17 protein-coding genes, 1 tRNA gene and 1 pseudogene are annotated in these 17,747 nt (G+C 67.2%); 3 read left to right on the top strand and 16 right to left on the bottom strand.

All coding sequences use genetic code 11. From position 1 onward, the window contains the following. Nucleotides 1–18: 18 nt before the first annotated feature. Entirely contained in the window at nucleotides 19–582 is a 564-nt protein-coding gene (locus QTN24_RS00570; RefSeq protein WP_313834994.1) for a TIGR00645 family protein, read from the bottom strand. Between the two features lie 304 nt (nucleotides 583–886). On the opposite strand from QTN24_RS00570, the gene acs reads away from it, so the two are divergent. Next, a complete protein-coding gene (gene acs, locus QTN24_RS00565) occupies nucleotides 887–2,869 on the top strand; it encodes an acetate--CoA ligase (RefSeq protein WP_313834993.1) in 1,983 nt (660 codons plus the stop codon). Nucleotides 2,870–2,977: 108 nt separating this feature from the next. Continuing rightward, nucleotides 2,978–5,029 (top strand): VC_2705 family sodium/solute symporter, encoded by a 2,052-nt coding sequence (locus QTN24_RS00560; protein WP_313834992.1) that lies wholly within the window; start codon nucleotides 2,978–2,980, stop codon nucleotides 5,027–5,029. A 127-nt stretch (nucleotides 5,030–5,156) separates the two neighbouring features. Here the strand turns inward: QTN24_RS00560 and QTN24_RS00555 are convergent, their stop codons facing one another. The 6 genes and pseudogenes from QTN24_RS00555 to QTN24_RS00530 all read right to left on the bottom strand — a co-directional run bounded on the left by QTN24_RS00555 (nucleotide 5,157) and on the right by QTN24_RS00530 (nucleotide 8,917). Next, complete coding sequence (locus QTN24_RS00555) at nucleotides 5,157–5,312, bottom strand: hypothetical protein (RefSeq protein ID WP_172966044.1); 156 nt, start codon at nucleotides 5,310–5,312, stop codon at nucleotides 5,157–5,159. Between the two features lie 36 nt (nucleotides 5,313–5,348). Further along, nucleotides 5,349–6,542 (bottom strand): DUF4382 domain-containing protein, encoded by a 1,194-nt coding sequence (locus QTN24_RS00550; RefSeq protein WP_313834991.1) that lies wholly within the window; start codon nucleotides 6,540–6,542, stop codon nucleotides 5,349–5,351. A gap of 121 nt (nucleotides 6,543–6,663) precedes the next feature. Then, nucleotides 6,664–6,828 (bottom strand): annotated as a pseudogene (locus QTN24_RS00545) (MFS transporter); the annotation flags it as partial. Between the two features lie 58 nt (nucleotides 6,829–6,886). Next, nucleotides 6,887–6,977: transfer RNA gene (locus QTN24_RS00540), tRNA-Ser, on the bottom strand. Nucleotides 6,978–7,242: 265 nt separating this feature from the next. Next, nucleotides 7,243–8,007 (bottom strand): hypothetical protein, encoded by a 765-nt coding sequence (locus QTN24_RS00535; protein ID WP_313834990.1) that lies wholly within the window; start codon nucleotides 8,005–8,007, stop codon nucleotides 7,243–7,245. Between the two features lie 427 nt (nucleotides 8,008–8,434). After that, nucleotides 8,435–8,917 (bottom strand): hypothetical protein, encoded by a 483-nt coding sequence (locus tag QTN24_RS00530; protein WP_313834989.1) that lies wholly within the window; start codon nucleotides 8,915–8,917, stop codon nucleotides 8,435–8,437. A 193-nt stretch (nucleotides 8,918–9,110) separates the two neighbouring features. Between QTN24_RS00530 and QTN24_RS00525 the strand changes: the two genes are divergently transcribed. Beyond that, entirely contained in the window at nucleotides 9,111–9,245 is a 135-nt protein-coding gene (locus QTN24_RS00525; protein ID WP_301337465.1) for a hypothetical protein, read from the top strand. A gap of 35 nt (nucleotides 9,246–9,280) precedes the next feature. Here QTN24_RS00525 and QTN24_RS00520 read toward each other — a convergent pair whose 3' ends face one another. The 9 genes from QTN24_RS00520 to QTN24_RS00480 form a co-directional block, all read right to left on the bottom strand. Beyond that, the gene (locus QTN24_RS00520; RefSeq protein WP_313834988.1) at nucleotides 9,281–9,997 is read right to left on the bottom strand and encodes a diguanylate cyclase; all 717 of its coding nucleotides are present in this window, start codon (nucleotides 9,995–9,997) and stop codon (nucleotides 9,281–9,283) included. Between the two features lie 32 nt (nucleotides 9,998–10,029). Further along, the gene (locus QTN24_RS00515) at nucleotides 10,030–10,419 is read right to left on the bottom strand and encodes a DUF1987 domain-containing protein (protein WP_124683850.1); all 390 of its coding nucleotides are present in this window, start codon (nucleotides 10,417–10,419) and stop codon (nucleotides 10,030–10,032) included. Between the two features lie 25 nt (nucleotides 10,420–10,444). After that, the gene (locus QTN24_RS00510) at nucleotides 10,445–11,017 is read right to left on the bottom strand and encodes a SiaB family protein kinase (protein WP_124683851.1); all 573 of its coding nucleotides are present in this window, start codon (nucleotides 11,015–11,017) and stop codon (nucleotides 10,445–10,447) included. Between the two features lie 30 nt (nucleotides 11,018–11,047). Then, a complete protein-coding gene (locus QTN24_RS00505; protein ID WP_313834987.1) occupies nucleotides 11,048–12,307 on the bottom strand; it encodes a SpoIIE family protein phosphatase in 1,260 nt (419 codons plus the stop codon). 95 nt (nucleotides 12,308–12,402) lie between these two features. Beyond that, nucleotides 12,403–12,603 carry a BcsR/BcsP family cellulose biosynthesis protein gene (gene bcsR / locus QTN24_RS00500; RefSeq protein WP_124683853.1) on the bottom strand — a complete coding sequence of 67 codons (201 nt, stop codon included), beginning with the start codon at nucleotides 12,601–12,603 and terminating at the stop codon, nucleotides 12,403–12,405. Between the two features lie 10 nt (nucleotides 12,604–12,613). Further along, nucleotides 12,614–14,170 carry a cellulose biosynthesis protein BcsG gene (bcsG, locus tag QTN24_RS00495; RefSeq protein ID WP_313834986.1) on the bottom strand — a complete coding sequence of 519 codons (1,557 nt, stop codon included), beginning with the start codon at nucleotides 14,168–14,170 and terminating at the stop codon, nucleotides 12,614–12,616. 21 nt (nucleotides 14,171–14,191) lie between these two features. Continuing rightward, entirely contained in the window at nucleotides 14,192–16,777 is a 2,586-nt protein-coding gene (gene bcsA, locus QTN24_RS00490; protein WP_313834985.1) for a UDP-forming cellulose synthase catalytic subunit, read from the bottom strand. After that, entirely contained in the window at nucleotides 16,774–17,550 is a 777-nt protein-coding gene (gene bcsQ / locus QTN24_RS00485; RefSeq protein ID WP_124683856.1) for a cellulose biosynthesis protein BcsQ, read from the bottom strand. The genes bcsA and bcsQ overlap by 4 nt, the downstream gene beginning before the upstream one ends. Beyond that, a complete protein-coding gene (locus tag QTN24_RS00480; RefSeq protein WP_313834984.1) occupies nucleotides 17,547–17,747 on the bottom strand; it encodes a hypothetical protein in 201 nt (66 codons plus the stop codon). The genes bcsQ and QTN24_RS00480 overlap by 4 nt, the downstream gene beginning before the upstream one ends.

Raw genomic sequence — 17,747 nt, 5'->3', positions numbered from 1 at the left:
CCGGCGCAGGCGGCAAGGTCAGTGTGCCTGCTGCGTCGCACCATCGGTGCCGGGCGCGTCATGTCCGGGGGCTGGGTGGGGATGGGTCACCATCCGGTCCACCCAGGCCATGGCCAGCGCCGATGCCAGGAATGCCACGTGGATGATGACCTGCCACATGATCGTGTGCGAGCTGCGCTGCTCGGCGTCGATGAAGGTCTTGAGCAGGTGGATCGACGAGATGCCGATCAGCGCCATCGACAGCTTGACCTTGAGCACGCCGGCATTGACGTGGTCCAGCCACTCGGGCTCGTCCGGGTGGTTGTCGATGCCCAGCCGCGACACAAAAGTCTCGTAGCCGCCGACGATCACCATGATGAGCAGGTTCGAGATCATCACCACGTCGATCAGCCCCAGCACCACCAGCATGATCTTGGTCTCGTCGTAGGTGGTGACGTGCGACAGCAGGTGCCAGACCTCGACCAGGAAGTGGTAGACGTAGACGCCCTGCGCGACGATCAGGCCGAGGTACAGCGGCAACTGCAGCCAGCGCGAGGCAAAGATGATGCGGGGGATCGGACGTAGCGGAGTGTATTGGGCCATGGGCGGTGCCAGAAACGGATGTAATGTCGCCAGACAATCGAAACGGGGCTCGATTGTACCGTGCGTACGTTCAGGTATTTGCGTCCGCCGCATGTGGCTGTGCTAACTTAGTAGAGCCGACTGCACTTGTGCCCCCAGTCTCCCGCGCCCCCACCGAAGCCGTTGCATTGCAGCATGCGCGCCGTCGATACGCGGCCGTGACGCCGGACCCCCGGCTGCGCGGCCCCGTCCGACCGTCAGGTCCTCGTAAGGCGCCGGGCGTACCTTGCACGCAAAGCAGTCAAAGCCAAACAGGAGACAACCCATGTCCGCCATCGAGTCGGTGATGCAGGAGCATCGCGTTTTCAATCCCCCCGAGGCGTTCGCGAAGAACGCCGCGATCCCGAGCATGGGGGCGTACAACGCCCTGTGCGCCGAGGCCGAGAAAGACTACGAGGGGTTCTGGGCGCGCCACGCCCGCGAGCTGCTGCACTGGCACAAGCCGTTCACGAAGGTGCTCGACGAGAGCAACGCGCCGTTCTACAAGTGGTTCGAGGACGGCCAGCTCAATGCCTCGTACAACTGTCTCGAACGCAACATCGAGAAGGGGATTGGCGACAAGACCGCCATCGTCTTCGAAGCCGACGACGGCACGGTCTCGCGCGTGAGCTACAAGGACCTGCTGGCCAGGGTCAGCCGCTTTGCCAACGGGCTGAAGGCGCTGGGAATCAGGAAGGGCGACCGCGTGGTCATCTACATGCCGATGTCGGTCGAGGGCGTGGTGGCGATGCAGGCCTGCGCCCGGATCGGCGCCACCCACTCGGTGGTGTTCGGCGGGTTCTCGGCCAAGTCGCTGCAGGAGCGGCTGGTGGACGTGGGCGCCGTGGCGCTGATCACGGCCGACGAACAGATGCGCGGCGGCAAGGCGCTGCCGCTCAAGGCCATTGCCGACGAGGCGCTGGCGCTGGGCGGCTGCGAGGCCGTCAAGCACGTGGTGGTCTATCGCCGCACCGGCGGCAAGGTCGGCTGGACCGAAGGCCGCGACCGCTACATGGAGGACGTCTCGGCCGGCCAGCCCGACCAGTGCGACGCCGAACCGGTGGACGCCGAGCATCCGCTGTTCGTGCTCTACACGTCCGGCTCCACGGGCAAGCCCAAGGGCGTGCAGCACAGCACCGGCGGCTACCTCCTGTGGGCGCTGATGACCATGCGCTGGACCTTCGACCTGAAGCCCGAGGACATGTTCTGGTGCACGGCCGACATCGGCTGGGTCACCGGCCACACCTACATCGCCTACGGCCCGCTGGCCGCTGGCGCCACGCAGGTGGTGTTCGAGGGCGTGCCGACCTACCCGAACGCGGGCCGCTTCTGGGAGATGATCCAGCGCCACAAGGTCAGCATCTTCTACACGGCGCCCACCGCCATCCGCTCGCTGATCAAGGCCGCCGAGGCCGACGAGAAGATCCACCCGAAGCAGTACGACCTGTCGAGCCTGCGCCTGCTGGGCACCGTGGGCGAGCCGATCAACCCCGAGGCGTGGATGTGGTACTACCGGAACATCGGCAACGAGCGCTGCCCGATCGTCGACACGTTCTGGCAGACCGAGACCGGCGGCCACGTGATCACGCCGCTGCCAGGCGCCACGCCGCTGGTGCCGGGGTCGTGCACGCTGCCGCTGCCGGGCATCATGGCGGCCATCGTCGATGAAACCGGCCAGGACGTGCCCAATGGCAGCGGCGGCATCCTGGTCATCAAGCGCCCGTGGCCGTCGATGATCCGCACTATCTGGGGCGACCCGGAGCGCTTCAAGAAGAGCTACTTCCCCGACGAACTGGGCGGCCGGCTGTACCTGGCCGGCGACGGCTCGATCCGCGACAAGGACACGGGCTACTTCACGATCATGGGCCGCATCGACGACGTGCTGAACGTGTCGGGCCACCGCATGGGCACGATGGAGATCGAGTCGGCGCTGGTGTCGAACCCGATCGTGGCCGAGGCCGCCGTGGTGGGCCGCCCCGACGACACCACCGGCGAGGCGATCTGCGCGTTCGTGGTGCTCAAGCGCTCGCGCCCGACCGGCGACGAGGCCGCCAGGATTGCCACCGAGCTGCGCAACTGGGTGGGCAAGGAGATCGGCCCGATCGCCAAGCCCAAGGACATCCGCTTTGGCGACAACCTGCCCAAGACGCGTTCGGGCAAGATCATGCGCCGCCTGCTGCGGTCGCTGGCCAAGGGCGAGGAAATCACGCAGGACACCTCGACGCTGGAGAACCCGGCCATCCTGGACCAGTTGAAGCAGGGCCTGTAATCGCCATTTCATGCCCGCTACCGGCTGGCGTGACCCCCGTTGTGCCCGCCCCGGCGCCCGCCGGCGCGGGCACAATGCATTGATCGACCCCCTCTGCCCCTGTCCCTGATGCCAGACACCCAGTCGCGCTTCCGCCGCAGGCTGATGCTGTACTACGGCCTGTTCACGCTCGGCCTGTTCGGCTTCGTCGGCATGATGGGGCTGCTCGAACACTCCAACGCCGACGCGCTGTGGCTCGGCTACGTCTTCCTGTTCGTCACGATCGCGATCTACGCCTGCATCGGGCTGATCTGCCGCACGTCGGACCTCAACGAGTACTACGTGGCCGGCCGCCGCGTGCCGGCCATGTTCAACGGCATGGCCATCGCGGCGGACTGGATGAGCGCGGCGTCGTTCATCGGCCTGGCCGGCATCATCTTTGCCTCGGGCTACGAAGGGCTGGCCTACGTGATGGGATGGACCGGCGGCTACTGCCTGGTGGCCTTCCTGCTGGCGCCGTACCTGCGCAAGTACGGCGGCTACACGATTCCAGATTTCCTGGCCGCACGCTACGGCAACGGCAAGCCGGGCGGCAACCTGCCCGTGCGGGCCATCGCCGTGCTGGCCGCGTCGCTGTGTTCGTTCGTCTACCTGGTGGCGCAGATCCAGGGCGTGGGGCTGATCGTCACGCGCTTCATCGGCGTGGAGTTTGCGGTCGGCGTGTTCTTCGGGCTGGCCGGCATCCTGGTCTGCTCGTTCCTGGGCGGCATGCGCGCGGTCACGTGGACCCAGGTGGCGCAGTACATCATGCTGATCGTCGCCTTCCTGCTGGCGGTGTCGCTGATTGCCTGGAAGCACCATCAGCAGGTGGTGCCGCAGGTGGGTTATGGCGGCCTGCTGCAGCGGATCGACGCCGAGGAGAAGCGGCTGGACCGCGACCCGGCCGAGCAGCAGGTGCGGGCGCTGTTCCGGCAGCAGGCCATCGACCTGCAGGACCGCATCGCGCGGCTGCCGGCGTCGTTCAACGAGGAACGGCAGGTGCTGGATGCCCGGCTGATCGAACTGCGCGCCCGCAACGCGCCGCTGCGCGAGATCAAGGCCGTGGAGCGCGAGCGGCAGGCCTTTCCGGCGGACGCCGCCGACGCGCTGCAGCAGTGGAGCCAGCAACGGGCCGAGGCCCTGGCGCGCAGCCAGCCGGCCACGCCGTCGACCGAACCGTACCCGGCCGCGTCCGAGCAGGAACGCAAGACCCGCCGGCTCAACTTCGTACTGCTGGTGTTCTGCCTGATGGTCGGCACGGCGAGCCTGCCGCACATCCTGACGCGGCTCTACACGACGCCGTCGGTCAAGGAGACCCGCAACTCGGTGGCCTGGGCCGTGTTCTGCATCGCGCTGCTTTACGTGTCGGCGCCCACGCTGGCCGCGCTGGTCAAGGTCGAGTTCTTCCAGCACCTGGTGGGCACGCCGTACGCGGAACTGCCGCAGTGGGTGGTGCAGTGGCGCAAGGTCGATCCGCCGGTGTTCGGCATCCGGGACGTCAACGGCGACGGCATCGTCCAGTGGGCCGAGATCCTGATCCAGCCCGACATGATCGTGCTGGCCGCGCCCGAGATTGCCGGGTTGCCGTACGTGATATCGGGGCTGGTGGCCGCCGGCGCGCTGGCCGCCGCGCTGTCCACGGCGGACGGGCTGCTGCTGACGATTGCCAACGCGCTGTCGCACGACGTCTACTACCACATGATCGACCGGCAGGCGTCGCACCAGCGGCGCGTGACGACGGCCAAGGTGGTGCTGCTGGGCGTGGCGCTGTTTGCGTCGTACGTCACGTCGCTGCGGCCGGGCAACATCCTGTTCCTGGTGGGCGCGGCGTTCTCGCTGGCCGCGTCCAGCTTCTTCCCGGTGCTGGTGCTGGCGATCTTCTGGCGCCGCACCACGGCGGCGGGCGCCGTCGCGGGCATGGCAACAGGGCTGGCGGTGGCGGTCTATTACATCTTTGTTAACTACCCGTTCTTCACCCGCATGACCGGCATCTTCGGCGACCGATGGTTCGGCGTGGACCCGATTGCATCGGGCGCCTTCGGCGTGCCGGCCGGGTTTGCGGCGGCCATCCTGGTCAGCCTGGTCACGCCGCGCAACGCGCCGGTCATCGACCGGCTGGTCAACTACCTGCGCAAGGGGTAGGGCGCCGCGCGCATCCATACGGACGTTTGGCGCAGGTGACGGTTACGACTGGTTGCAATGAAGTGGCCGTTTCTCATTTGCACTGACGCCGGTCATCGAGACCGGCCTTGCACCCTTGCGGCGGCAATCAGCAGTTGCCCTTCTTCGCCTGTCCCGGCGGGCAGTAGTTGTTGCCGGGGCCGCCTTGCGGGCGGGCGCCCGGGCCGGGACCGTAGTCGGGATAGTAGGCGCAGCCGCCAAGCAGCGTGGCGCCGAGGGTGAGGATGGCAATCAGCGATTTCATGGTGCGACAGGGGCCGCAGCCCCTTCTCCTGGTGGTTTAGAAGCCGAAATTGACGCCGGTCTGGCTGCCGCCGAACACGTTCACGCTCGTGGTCTGCGTGGCGCCCGCCGCGCTGGTGGCCTGGACCGAGTACAGGCCGGCGGCCGAACCCACCGCGCTCAGCGCGATCGGCAGCGTCGGGGTGTACGTGCCGACCAGCGGCGCCGCGGCCGGCAGCGCCAGCGAATAAGCGCCCGTGTCGAGGTTGGCGTTGGTCGAGGCGATCTCGTACGACACCGAGCTGATCGACTGCAACGCGCGGACCGTCGCCTGCGCCGATGCCGTGGCCGTGCCCGACACCGTGTTGGTGGTCGACGTCGGCAGCGTGATCGGCGCGGCGGCCGTCGACACCGTGGTGGTCGCGCTGGCCGTGACCGGCACGGCGCGGATGATACCGGTGGCGCGGCCGGTCGGCAGCCTGTTGTCGACCACGACGACGTCATAGGTTCCATTGGTGCTGGTCTGCACCAGCGGCGTCAGCACGAACTGCCCGTTGGCATCGGCCACCGTGCCGCGGATGATCTGGCCGTTCTGCTCGGCGTAGACCGTCGCGCCGGCCTGGGCCGGGGGCACGTAGCCCGAGATCGTGCCGCTGACCGTCAGCGGCGTGGCCGTGATCACCGGCTTCAGGCCGTAGGTGCCATTGCCGCGCTGGACGATGGACTTGCAGGCGTTGAAGTCGAGGATCAGGTCGACCAGCGTGTTGGCCGGCACCGTGAACGGCTGGATGATCTTGTACCCGCTTTGCGCGGCGCTCGGGGTATCGAGCGGCAGTTCGTTGGTGGTGCCGGACACTACCACCGAGTTCGCCAGCGTATTGCCCTGGTTGGCATTCAGCACGAGCCGCACCTGCTGGTACTGGCCGGCCGGCAGCGGGGCGCGGCCGATGTCGAACAGCACGCCGTTGGTCAGCGACAGCAGGTCCACCTTTTGCGGCGACGGCAGCGTGATGTCGGTCCAGCCCGCATCGTTCTCGCCGGCCGTGCTGCTGGCGTTCACGCGCACCTTGTTGACCGTGACATAGACGTGGTCGAAGCCGCAGGACGGCGCGTCCGTCATCGCCACATGCAGCGTGCCGCTGGCCGGCGCGGGGTCGCCGCCGCCGTCTCCACCGCCGCATGCAACAACCAGCAACGGCACCGGCAACGCGACGAATATTTTCCTCAGATTAAGTGCGGTTCTTGTTTTCATGGCTTCTCTCTCCTTCGGGTGTGTGAGGCTGCCCGAAGGATAGGCCCGGCTGTTTCACTTCTCATCGGTGCCATTGCAACCATTAGTAACAGGAATGAAACAGAACTGCCGGGGTCAGGCTGTAGGTAGCGGAGTTGTTCAGTGCCAGCACCAGCGGCGCGCCCTGCGGCGACAGTTGCACGAGCCGATGCTGCTGCGGGACGATCAGCCCCCATCCGCACAGCCCCCAGACGATCAGCGTGGCGACGGCGACGGCGCCGGCGGGATGCAGGGCCGTCCACGCCAAACTGTTGGCTTGCTTCTCTCCGGAAACGACAATGCCCGCTGGCGCGGGCATTGAAATCTGGCGGAGAGAGGGGGATTCGAACCCCCGATAGGCTATTAACCTATACACGCTTTCCAGGCGTGCGACTTAAACCACTCATCCATCTCTCCGGGAAGTCCGCGATTATAGCAGAGCAGCGGCGCCTGTCCAGCCGGGATCTGCAGCACGGCGCTGCAGGCGCAACATGAGGTGCGGGGCTGGACGACGAGGCGCGGTGGTGCGCCGTCCGAGAGGGCGCTGCGCATTCCGTCCGTCACCGGCGCTTGCGCCCGCACGCCTTCATCAGTGTGGAGGCGCTGGAGTTGGTCGCCGACGGGAAGCCTGGATCGCCGCGCATCGAAACCCATATTCGACGTCGCATGCGCTGTTCGAGTGTTATTGGCTTAAGTGTCGGCAGAGAATCCACATATTATCGGCAGTGCTATGCGAAGGATGGCTTAAACGGCACCAGCTTTCTCTAACTTCAGTGACAGTGGCCCGGTCCCCTTTCGTCAGGTATTTCTGTGTTTGCTTGCCGGGCATGGGGTAGTGGAATAGAAAGCTCTTCCGTTTTAGCCTGGCGGGAATGTTGACTTTATGGATCATGAGAGGTGCAAAGGGGGAATCCAATGCGCGCAACACATCGTTTCGTGAAAGGTACGGAAATTTGTAGCGTCCTTCCCCAGGCTTGCTAATGTAGCTATACCCTGCACCGAACCAGTTCGAAGCACGCTCGTCGCGCAATAGCGCTGCGTCGGTCGGCTCGAAAACGTCCACGGAGTAAAAATTGCCCGACGAATTCGGCTCCGCAAGGGAGCTTCTGACTTCGAGGGCATGAATGACAAATATTCGCTTGTGCGAGTCCACGGCCGCGACAAAAGCGTCGACGATTCTCCCAGGACCACTGTCGTACATCATTCCCGAGCCTTGAGATTTCGTGAAAGCGTGCGCTCCGTGGGGCAAGTAGTACAAAGTGATCCGGCTCATCCCGTCCGACGAGTCTGGCTCTACAGGCTCGATAGCAAAGCAAACCGTCCCCCGATCGGTAATCAACGATCGGAAGGCCTGCGGGTGCGGAATGCTCTCGCACTCCTTTGCCGAAGCGGCCCAACTGCCGCCAAACGCCAGCAAGAAGATCAGGCACGTCAAGAGTCTAGTCATCTATACATTTCGGGGAGAAGTGTGCTGTCTGGTCGATCGGCAAGGATCCAATTTGTCGGACGAGCCAGAAGTTGCGCGCCGGACGTTACGCCGTTTACGAAGCGATGAGAACGCCGAATCATTGACGAAGCGACCTGCGTCAAATCCTCCACTAGATTGCCAATGACACACACGGCTGGTTGATTCCAGCAGGCGGCGATCGGCGAAGGGGACGCGGCAGAACGGGGCAGCCTGCCGGCTCGAAGGACAAACAGAGGACAAAAAAATGCCCGCTGCGCGGGGTGCGAGCGGGCCGGGATAAATGTCATGGGGTCAATCATGACTGGGGTTGATTGTCTGCTAATGTATCTTCCCTGTCTTCCCTACGGTGGAGGGGCTTGGACGGTGCATGGCGACCCCTGATTGACCTGATCCCGGATCGGTAGCGCTACGGTGGGCGCTCACGTTCCCGCGCATCGTGGTGTTCGGCGGCGTGGCGGGCTTGGGCGATGGCGGCGGCGGTGTTGCGGCCGGATTCGAAGGCGTCGAGCACTGCCGAGGTGGTTGCCGAGTTGAAGCTGGCGATGCCGATGACCGTGGCGCAGGCCGCCACCCAGATGTTCCATCGCAGCAGCCGCGACTCCTTGCGCATCTCGCCCATTTCTTCTCGGATGCGGTCGACGTCCGCGCTGGTCTGTGCCTTGAAATCGTCCATCCGCTGGTTCAAGTCCCCCAGCCGCCGGTCGAACATGACGCGGAAGCTCTCCAGCAGCGCCGCGTGCCGCTTGTCCATTTCCGCCAGCAGCCGTTCGTTGGACCTGACGTTTTCCTGGTGCCGTTCGTCGCTGCGGGCGAACAGGCGTTGCATCCGTTCGTCGAAGCGGTGCAGGTTGGCGTCGAATTCTCCCTGCGTCACGGCGGACCGGCGCAATTGTCTTGAACCTGACCGGGGGGATGGCTGTCTGCGCATGGAGAGGCCTTCTGGATGAGCGATGGATGGCTTCCAGTGTCAGGGTGTTTGGCGGGCAAGGCTATGAGACGGTTCGCAAAATGCGGCGTCGAGGGCTACCATGCAAGGGCAACCCGTAACATCCACCCATCCCCAACTCACTACGGAGATCCGCATGTCGAAGGAAAATGGAGGATTCACGGCGTCCACGTTGATCGCGTTCGCCGTGGCAGGCATGGCGTTCACGGCGTCGCTGGTGCTGGCCTACTACGTCACGCATCCGGACAAGGTCCGGCAGATCGGCCAGTAGCGGCGGGCGCCGGCGCGCCGGCCGTGGCCCGGGCCCTATGCCGACAAGGCGCGGGTTACGCGGTTGCGGCCGGTGCGCTTGGCTTCGTACAGCGCCTCGTCGGCGCGGCCGTAGGCGTGTTCGAACGTGCGGCCCTGGGCCGACCAGCTCACGCCAAAGCTCGCTGTCACCGAGCGGTTCACGGGCGGCGGGAAGCGGTAGTCCTCGATGGCCTGGCGCATGCGCTCGGCAAGGTCCATCGCCGCGTCGATCGAAAAGCCCGGCAGCAGCGCGGCAAACTCTTCCCCTCCCACGCGGCCGATGGCGCCTTCGGCCTGGATCGTGTCCTTCAGGCAGGCCGTGACGCCGCAGATCACGGCGTCTCCGGCCGGATGGCCGAAATCGTCGTTGAGCCGCTTGAAATAGTCGATGTCCAGCACGATCAGCGCCAGGTTGCCGCGCGCCAGCGCCGCCGTGGCGCGGTCGATCACGGCGCCGCGGTTCAGCGCGCCGGTCAGCGTGTCGTGCGTGGCGCGGTACTCCAGTTCCTGGGCCAGTTCCTGCAGCCGGTGGTTCAGCCGGTTCATCTCCAGCTCTTCGCGGTCGCTGCGGCGGATCAGCCGGCGCGTCTCGCGCATGAGCCGCTCGTAGTAGCTGATCAGCTGGCCGAGCGTATGCCGATAGGCTTCCTCGCCCGCGTCGACGTCGCAGAACACGGCCTTGGCATGCGCCAGGGCGCTGTTCTCGGAATCGAACAGGTCAGGCTCCGACATGGCTGCGGCGGGGGGCATGTCGCGGGGTGCGTTCAACTGCTGGTCGTGACCTGGTCGATGAAGTCGATGGCGGGAAAGTCGTCGTGCAGTTCCTGGCCGAACTCCAGGATCGTGTCGTCGTCCTCGTCGTGGAACCAGTGCAGCGTCACGTGGTTGCCGCGTTCGGCCGCCTCGTTGAGCGCGTCGAACATGCTGAACAGCATCTTGGTGCTGGAGCTGTTGAAGTAGGTCAGTGCGACGTTGACGGTGATGTCCATGTCGTCGCAGTCGGCCAGGTACGCGCGCAGGCGGGCCAGGGCCTCGCCGTAGAACACGGCGGCGTTCTCGGGGTAGGACTCGCCCTTGAGCGAGAGCGTGTGCCGCGCGAAATCGAAGCTCACTTCGGGCGAGCTTGGCGTGGCGGCGATGAACAGGTTTTCCATGGCGGTTCGGTGCGATCGGGCAGGGTCAGATGGTGGCGACGAGCTGGAACATCGTCGAGACCGGGTCCGTGTCGATCGGCTGAAAGTTGTACTCCAGGGGCGCGCTGGCATCGCGCGCCATCGTCAGGAAGCCAAGTCCGGCCCCCTTGCTGCCTTCCGGGGCGTCCGAGCGCAGCGTCTCCTTGTACGCGCGCTTGATCTCTTCCAGCGTCATCGTCCGCACCTTCTCCAGCGTGCCGCGCAGTTGTTCCACGCGGGCCGACGACACCGGGTTCGAGCACATCAGCCGGTAGTGCTCGTCCACCATGCTGATGCAGACCGACCCGTGCCGCAGCTGGCCGTCGGGCTGCGACGGCGACGTGAGCGAGTCGGAGGAATAGTGCACGATGTTCTGCGCCATCTCCACGAACGACGAGAACAGCTTGCGCCGCGTGGTGCCGTCCACGCCGCTGACGGTAAGCTGCAGCCGCACCGCATCGGACATGGCGGCGATGATGTTCTGCGAAAAATAGCCGACGTAGTAGAAAATCACGTTGCGTTCCCGAGCCATTTCGAAGAACGGCTCATATTCCTTGTCAATCGATTGTGCGGCGGTCATGGTCAAGCGGATAGGTGTGCAATGGCTGGGTCATTGCGCACGGAAACAGAAAAAGGTCAGGTCGTCGCGGCGGCGCTGCGCGCCTTGCCAGGCGCGATGGGCCGCCAGTACCGCGTCGCCGATCTCGGCGGCCGAGCCGTCGCGCCGCGCGCAGATCGCCTCGCGCATGCGGCGCTTGCCGAACGCGATTTCCTTCGGCCCGCCGATCTGGTCGATCAGCCCGTCGGTGGTCACGAACACCAGCGTGCCGGGCTGCGTGGGCACCGTGGCGTTCTGCCACGTGTAGTCCATGCCGGTGTCGACGTAGCCCACGCCCATGCGCGCGCCGTTGACCATCGCACCGTCGGCGTCGCCGGGCTGCAGCACGAACAGCGACGACTTGGCGCCCGCGAAGGTCAGCGCGCGCGTGGCGTTGTCGAACCAGAAGAACGCCGCGTCAAGCCCGTCGTCGGACGCGGTGGCGCCGGGCAGCCGGCGCGCCTCCTGGTCGGCCTCGCGGTCGGTCTGGCCCAGCATCTGCTTGATGCCGCGGTTCACGGCCATCAGCAGCGCGCCGGGGTCGCGCGGGCCCTGCTGCTCCAGCGCCTGGGTCAGCAGCGACGATGCAATCAGCGTCATGAACGCGCCCGGCACGCCGTGGCCCGTGCAGTCGGCCAGCGCGGCGAACCAGCCGTCGGCGAACGCGGCAAAGTGGTAGAAGTCGCCGCCCACCACGTCGCGCGGCTCCCAGACCAGCGCGGCGTCGGGCAACGTGGCGGCCAGCGTGTCGCGCGACGTGCGCAGCATCGCCCGCTGGATCGTGCTGGCGTAGTCGATGCTTTGCATGATCTGGCGGTTGCGCTCGGCCTGCATGTCGGCCACCACGCGCATCAGCTGCAGCCCCTGGCCCAGGCCGATGTACTGCCCGCCGCGCGCCACGATGAAGCCGTCGGCCAGCGCCTTCTCGCCATATTCCACGGTCCGGAACGTCAGTGCGTCGATGCCCATCTCGGCGTCCACCACCAGCGGCTCCTTGTCCATGAACGCGATGCAGCTCTTGCGGTTGTACAGCTCGCGGTGGTACGGCTTGCTCATCTGCGACAGGAAGATCGACCGGTTGATCAGGCCGATGGGCCGGCCCTGCTCGGTCACGGGCAGGCAGGCCAGATCCCGGTGCAGCGCAAACACTTCCAGCACGTCCTGGTTGGTGTGGTCGGTCGTGACCGATGGCGTCGCCACGGCCAGATCCTCTGCGCAGGGCTGCCGGAACCGCGGACGGGCAGCGGGAGAATCCACCAGAATGCCGGACATGACGAAAGGAGCACGAATTGGAAAATGGCCCCGAGTCTAGGCTGCCTATATGTCGAATCCGTGACGAAAGTCCTTGTAAATCAAGGCGTAAGGCCCTACTCGCGTGGGGTGGCGGCATTAGGGTCGAGGCCCATCGCGCGGGCCAGCAGCGGCCAGCGCCGGGCCGCCTCGGCCGTTTCCACCTCGCCCTGCTGGTCGAAGTAGTGGCGGCCGTCAAAGCCGTCCACCTTCTGGCTCAACGCGTCGATGTCGTTGTAGGCGATGGCCGCCTTGCGCGACGTGACCGGCTTGCTCATGGCCCGCCGCCTATTTCTGTTCGACCCACACGCCGTCGGGCGTATGGACCACGTAGCCGTCGGTGCGCTTCATCGTGATCGTCCCCTCGTTCTCGCCCACCATCTGCGTCTGCGGCAGGTCTTCGGCATAGTGCGCCAGCGCCGGCGCGCCCTGGCGGAACGGGCTGTCGGCGATCAGGTTGAACACCAGCTGCGACAGGCCCAGGAAGCTCATCGGCGCGTCGATGACCACCGGCTGGGGCGCCTCGGCGGCGGGCAGGCCCACCAGCTTGACCCCCACCGGCACGTGGATGATGTTCGGCGTCGGAATCTCGCGCAGGCCCGAGATCTGGTTCTTGTCGCCACGCAGCGCCGCGCCGTGCTCGGGCACGAATACCACCACGGCCTTGCGGCCGGACTTGGCGATGGTGTCCAGGATCCGGTCCACGTCGTCCAGCAGCGCCTTGAGCCGCAGCGGGTACGACTCCAGGCTCGTCAGCCGCTTGCCCGGCAGCCGGTTGCCGTCGTGCAGCGTCACCGTGTTGTAGTACAGCGCCACGGGGCGGGCGTCCTGCGCCAGCCGCTTGCGGTACCAGTTGTCGAACGTGGCGAAGTCGCCCAGCACCGGGGAATCGTCGAACGCGCGCATGGCCACCGGCACGCCGTCGGTGGAAGCCGGCTGGATGCCGGGCACGCCGATTTCCTTGTCCACGAAGCCGCGGAAGTTGTCGAAGCGGCCGTCGTGGTTCATCAGCACCTGCGGCGTGAAGCCGGCCTGGGTCAGGTCGGCGAAGACGTGGCATTCGGCCGGCGCCGGGTCGTACAGGTTCTTGTGCGGCTCCTGCCCGCAGGCGCCGCGCAGCACGCGGATCGCGGCCGGGCCGCTGTAGCTGGCCGCCGAGCTGAAGTTCTTGAACAGGTAGTCGAAGCGCGACAGCAGCGGGTGGTTCAGGCTCTTGGCGGCGTCCAGGTCGTCCCACGACAGCGAGCAGATGTGCAGGAAGATCACGTCGAACTGGGCGTCGGGGGTGGCCGTCAGCGGCGCCACGGTGGCGCTGCGCTGCGCCTCCTGCTGGCGGAACGCGGTCAGGATGGCGTCGTAGTTGCCGGTTGCGTTGATGTCGGCGCGCGGGCTGTCGGCGGCGCGCGCCACGGCCGTGGTCCGGCCCGGCAGCGCCACGCCCGGGCCGTACCAGAACGGCATCGCGATCAGCGCCACCAGCACGAACGTGGTGGTCCGCACCCAGCGGTTGACCAGCAGGAACACCACCAGCACCAGCAGCACCGCCACCACGAGCTGGATCGACACCAGCCGCTGCAGCAGCTCAAGCAGGTAGGCCGGCGTGAACGCGCGGATGTTCGAGAACTGCGAGATCACGCGCTCGAACGGCGGCAGCGTCGATTCCCGCCAGGCCAGCGCCGCGCCCACGCCAATCGCCAGCACCTGCCGGATCACCCGCAGCGGGCGCGACTCCATCGGCACCACCAGCAGCAGCGCGAACACCAGGTTCAGCAGCCAGATCGGCTTCATCTGTCCGGTGTGGAACAGGTACAGCTTGGCCAGGAAATAGAGGTTCCAGAGTCCCATGTCGTCTCGTCCGGCTGGCGGTCAGGGCGCGCGCGAGCGGCGCCGCGCGAGCACCACGTCCACCGCGTCCACCAGGGCGTCGTAGAGCCGCAGCAGCCCCTGGTAGCCCATCTCCATGACTTCCTTGAGGCTGCGCAGCGGCGCGTCCACGCGCTCGTCGTCGAGCCAGTCGATCCACGCGTCGGCGCGCCCGAACGTGCACTGGATCAACTGCGTCTCGCGTTCCATCGTCAGGTCTTCCATGCGCACCCCCAGGTGCCGGTTCACGTTGCGCGTGACCACGGCCGGGAAGTGGTAGGTGCGCGGCCCGCGCGACAGGCACACGCCCACCCGCGCGCCTTCCTGCAGCGGCACGTCGATGGGCAGCACCACGCCGAGCCCGCCCATCGAGTAGTTCTCGGTCTTGCAGGCCACCGTGCGGCCGTCCGGCAGCAGCAGCGTGGCCGGCACGCGCATCGGAATGCGGTGCGACACGCGCACCTGCCGCGCCTCGCGCGCCACGCCCACCGCCGCGCCCAGCATCATCAGGTTGAACAGCGCCCACGCCATGTTCATCAGCACGGTGGCCGGCTCCTCGGTGCCCCAGAACAGCAGCCGGGCGATGCCGGCCCCGAGCCCGATCACGTTCAGCCCCAGCAGCACCAGGTACGGCTTGGAGATGGTCCAGTCCAGGTAGTCCTCGGCAATCTGCCCGCCCTTGGCCGTCACGTTGAACTTGCCCGCGCGCGGGTTGATGAACGCCACCGTGGTCGGCAGCACGATGTACCACGCCAGCACGGACTCGTAGACCTCCGCCCAGAACGAATGGCGGAACCGCCCCTGCAGCCGCGAGTTGGTGATGTTGGCGATCAGCAGGTACGGCACCACATACGCGGTAATCAGCAGCGCCGACGTGTTGATCACGTGCAGCCCGAAGTACAGGTACGCGATCGGCATCGTCAGGAAGATCAGCCGCGGGATGCCGTAGAAGAAATGCAGCATCGCGTTGCTGTAGCACAGCCGCTGGAAGAACTTGAGCCCCCGGCCCAGCATCGGGTTGTCCAGCCGGAAGATCTGCGCCATGCCGCGCGCCCAGCGGATGCGCTGGCCGATATGGCCAGACAGGCTCTCGGTGGCCAGCCCGGCCGCCTGCACCGTGCGCAGGTAGGCGCTGTTGTAGCCCCGGCGGTGCAGTTTCAGCGCGGTGTGGGCGTCCTCGGTGACGGTCTCCACGGCGATGCCGCCAATCTCCAGCAGCGGGCCGCGCTTGATCACCGCGCACGATCCGCAGAAGAACGTGGCGTTCCAGAAGTCGTTGCCGTCCTGGATCAGCCCGTAGAACAGGCTGCCCTCGTTGGGCACGCGGCGGAACGTGTCGAAGTTGCGCTCGAACGGGTCGGGTGAGAAGAAGTGGTGCGGCGTCTGCACCAGCGCGCAGTCTGGATCGGCCAGGAACTCGCCCATCGTCATCTGCAGGAACGAGCGCGTGGGGATGTGGTCGCAGTCGAAGATGGCGATGAACTCGCCGTCGGTCTTGGGCAGCGCGGCGTTGATGTTGCCGGCCTTGGCGTGGCGGTTGTCGGTGCGGGTCAGGTAGCCCACGCCGGCGGACTCGGCAAACGCCTGGATGTGCGGCCGGCGGCCATCGTCCAGGATGTAGACGCGCAGCTTGTCGGCCGGCCAGTCCATGCTGCGCGCGGCGAACACGGTGGGCTGGATCACGTTCAGCGATTCGTTGTACGTCGGGATGAAGACGTCGACGGTTGGCCAGCGCTCGGGGTCGGCCGGCAGCGGCTTGGGCCGCCGGTGCAGCGGCCACGCGGTCTGCAGGTAGCCCAGCGCCAGCACCAGCCACGTGTAGACCTCGGCCGCGTAGAGCACGTAGCCCACGGCCGCCTCGATGGCGCTGGCGAACTGCAGCGTCTGCGTGGACCGCCACCAGATGTAGCGGCCGGCCATCAGCGTCGAGATGGCGATCATCGTGATCGTCGCCAGCCGGCCCGGCACGCGGCGCACCACGCTCAGCACGATCCACACCACGGCGAACAGCAGTAACTGGCCCGCCAGCGGCAGCGGCGTGGTGCTGACGGCCAGCGCGGCGATGGCGGCCAGCACCAGCGACACCGGCAGCACGAACGGAATGCGGCCCACGCGCGCGGACACGGCCTCGGTGACGTAGGCCACGCGGTTCCAGTCCGGCCGGGGCAGCCGTTGCAGGACCTTGTGGCGCAGCCGGGACGACGCGTGCCAGACCGGCTCCAGCACGCGGTCGAGCCAGCGGCGCAGCCAGCGCTTGCGCGCGGGTTCCGCGCCGCCGCGCTGCTTGCGCGGGTCGGCGGCCAGCCGCACGCGCGGACGGGGCGGGCGGATGATCAGCCGCCACAGCCACGCGGCCGGCGTCCGCCGCTTGCCCAGGCCCAGCCGTGCCACCGCGCGGCGGTAGATCAGCGCGGCCCATTCGGCCGGGATGTCGGGCTTGCCGGGGCGGGGCGGGCGGAAGAACAGCCGCAGCAGCCAGTCCCACGCACGCGGCACGGCGCCGCCGCTGGCACCCACGCCCAGCTCGCGCGCCACGCGGGCGCTGGCCCACGCCATCCACAGCCGCAGCCGTCCGGTGCCGTGGTTCATGGTGTGCCTCCGCCCTGGGCGCGCGTCTCGATCCATGCCGACAGCCACGACGCCAGCCCGTTCAGGTCGTGCGCGGCCTGCGAGTGCGGCGTGCTGCGGCTGAAGCACTCGCTGCGCGCCAGTGCCTCGGGCACGCTGCTGTCCTCGTGCACGTGATACGGCAGCATGGCCGTCCCCAGCATCGCCTGGAGCATCGCCACGATGTCGACGTGCAGCGGCCGCGCCGGATGCAGCCGCGTGGCCACGTAGCGCACGGTCTTGCCGCGCGTGGCCAGGTCGTCGGCCAGCCGCTTCAGCGTCAGGCACGTCTCGGGCTGCGCCGGCACCAGCACCAGCACCAGGTCGGCCGCGTCGATGGCCTGGCTGGCGTAACCGGACGGCCACGGCGCCGTGTCGATCAGCACCGCGCCGGTGGCCGGCAGGTCCACCTGGCCGATCCGCCGCGCCAGCCAGTTCGCCGGCAGCCGCTCGATGGCGCCCGATTCCGCGCTGTCACCCCATGGCACGAACAGCACGCCGTCGTCGCTGCGCAGGCCCGCGCCGGCCCAGGCCGTGGCCGAGCCGTCGTGCAGCGACCCGCCCAGCCCGTCGGCCGGAATGTCGCGCAGGCCGAAGTGAAAGCCGAGCACGTTGCGCGGATCGCATTCCACGGCCAGCACGTCGTGCTTGCGCCAGGCCAGCAGCGACGCCAGCTCGGCGGTCAGCGTGCTGCGCCCCGCGCCGCCCGTGGTCGATACCAGGGCGATGGTGGCGGCTGGCGTGCCCGTGCTCATCGCCGGCCCCCCGTGCCGCCCTGGCGCTTGCCGCGTATCACCAGCGCGTCAAGCTGCGGCGGCAGACGCACGGCCCGGCGCGGGCGCGGCGCGCTCCAGCGCGGCAGCCAGCGCAGCAGGTCCAAGCGCCACGCCAGCCAGGCCAGCGGCGCGGCCAGGATCAGCCCCCAGATGAAATAGCCGAGAAAGATCGCCAT

Source organism: Cupriavidus sp. SZY C1, from assembly GCF_032190535.1.
In the GTDB taxonomy this organism is placed as follows: domain Bacteria; phylum Pseudomonadota; class Gammaproteobacteria; order Burkholderiales; family Burkholderiaceae; genus Cupriavidus; species Cupriavidus pauculus_C.
The sequence above is the reverse complement of the archived record's forward strand: the minus strand, read 5'-3'. Positions and strand labels throughout refer to the sequence as shown.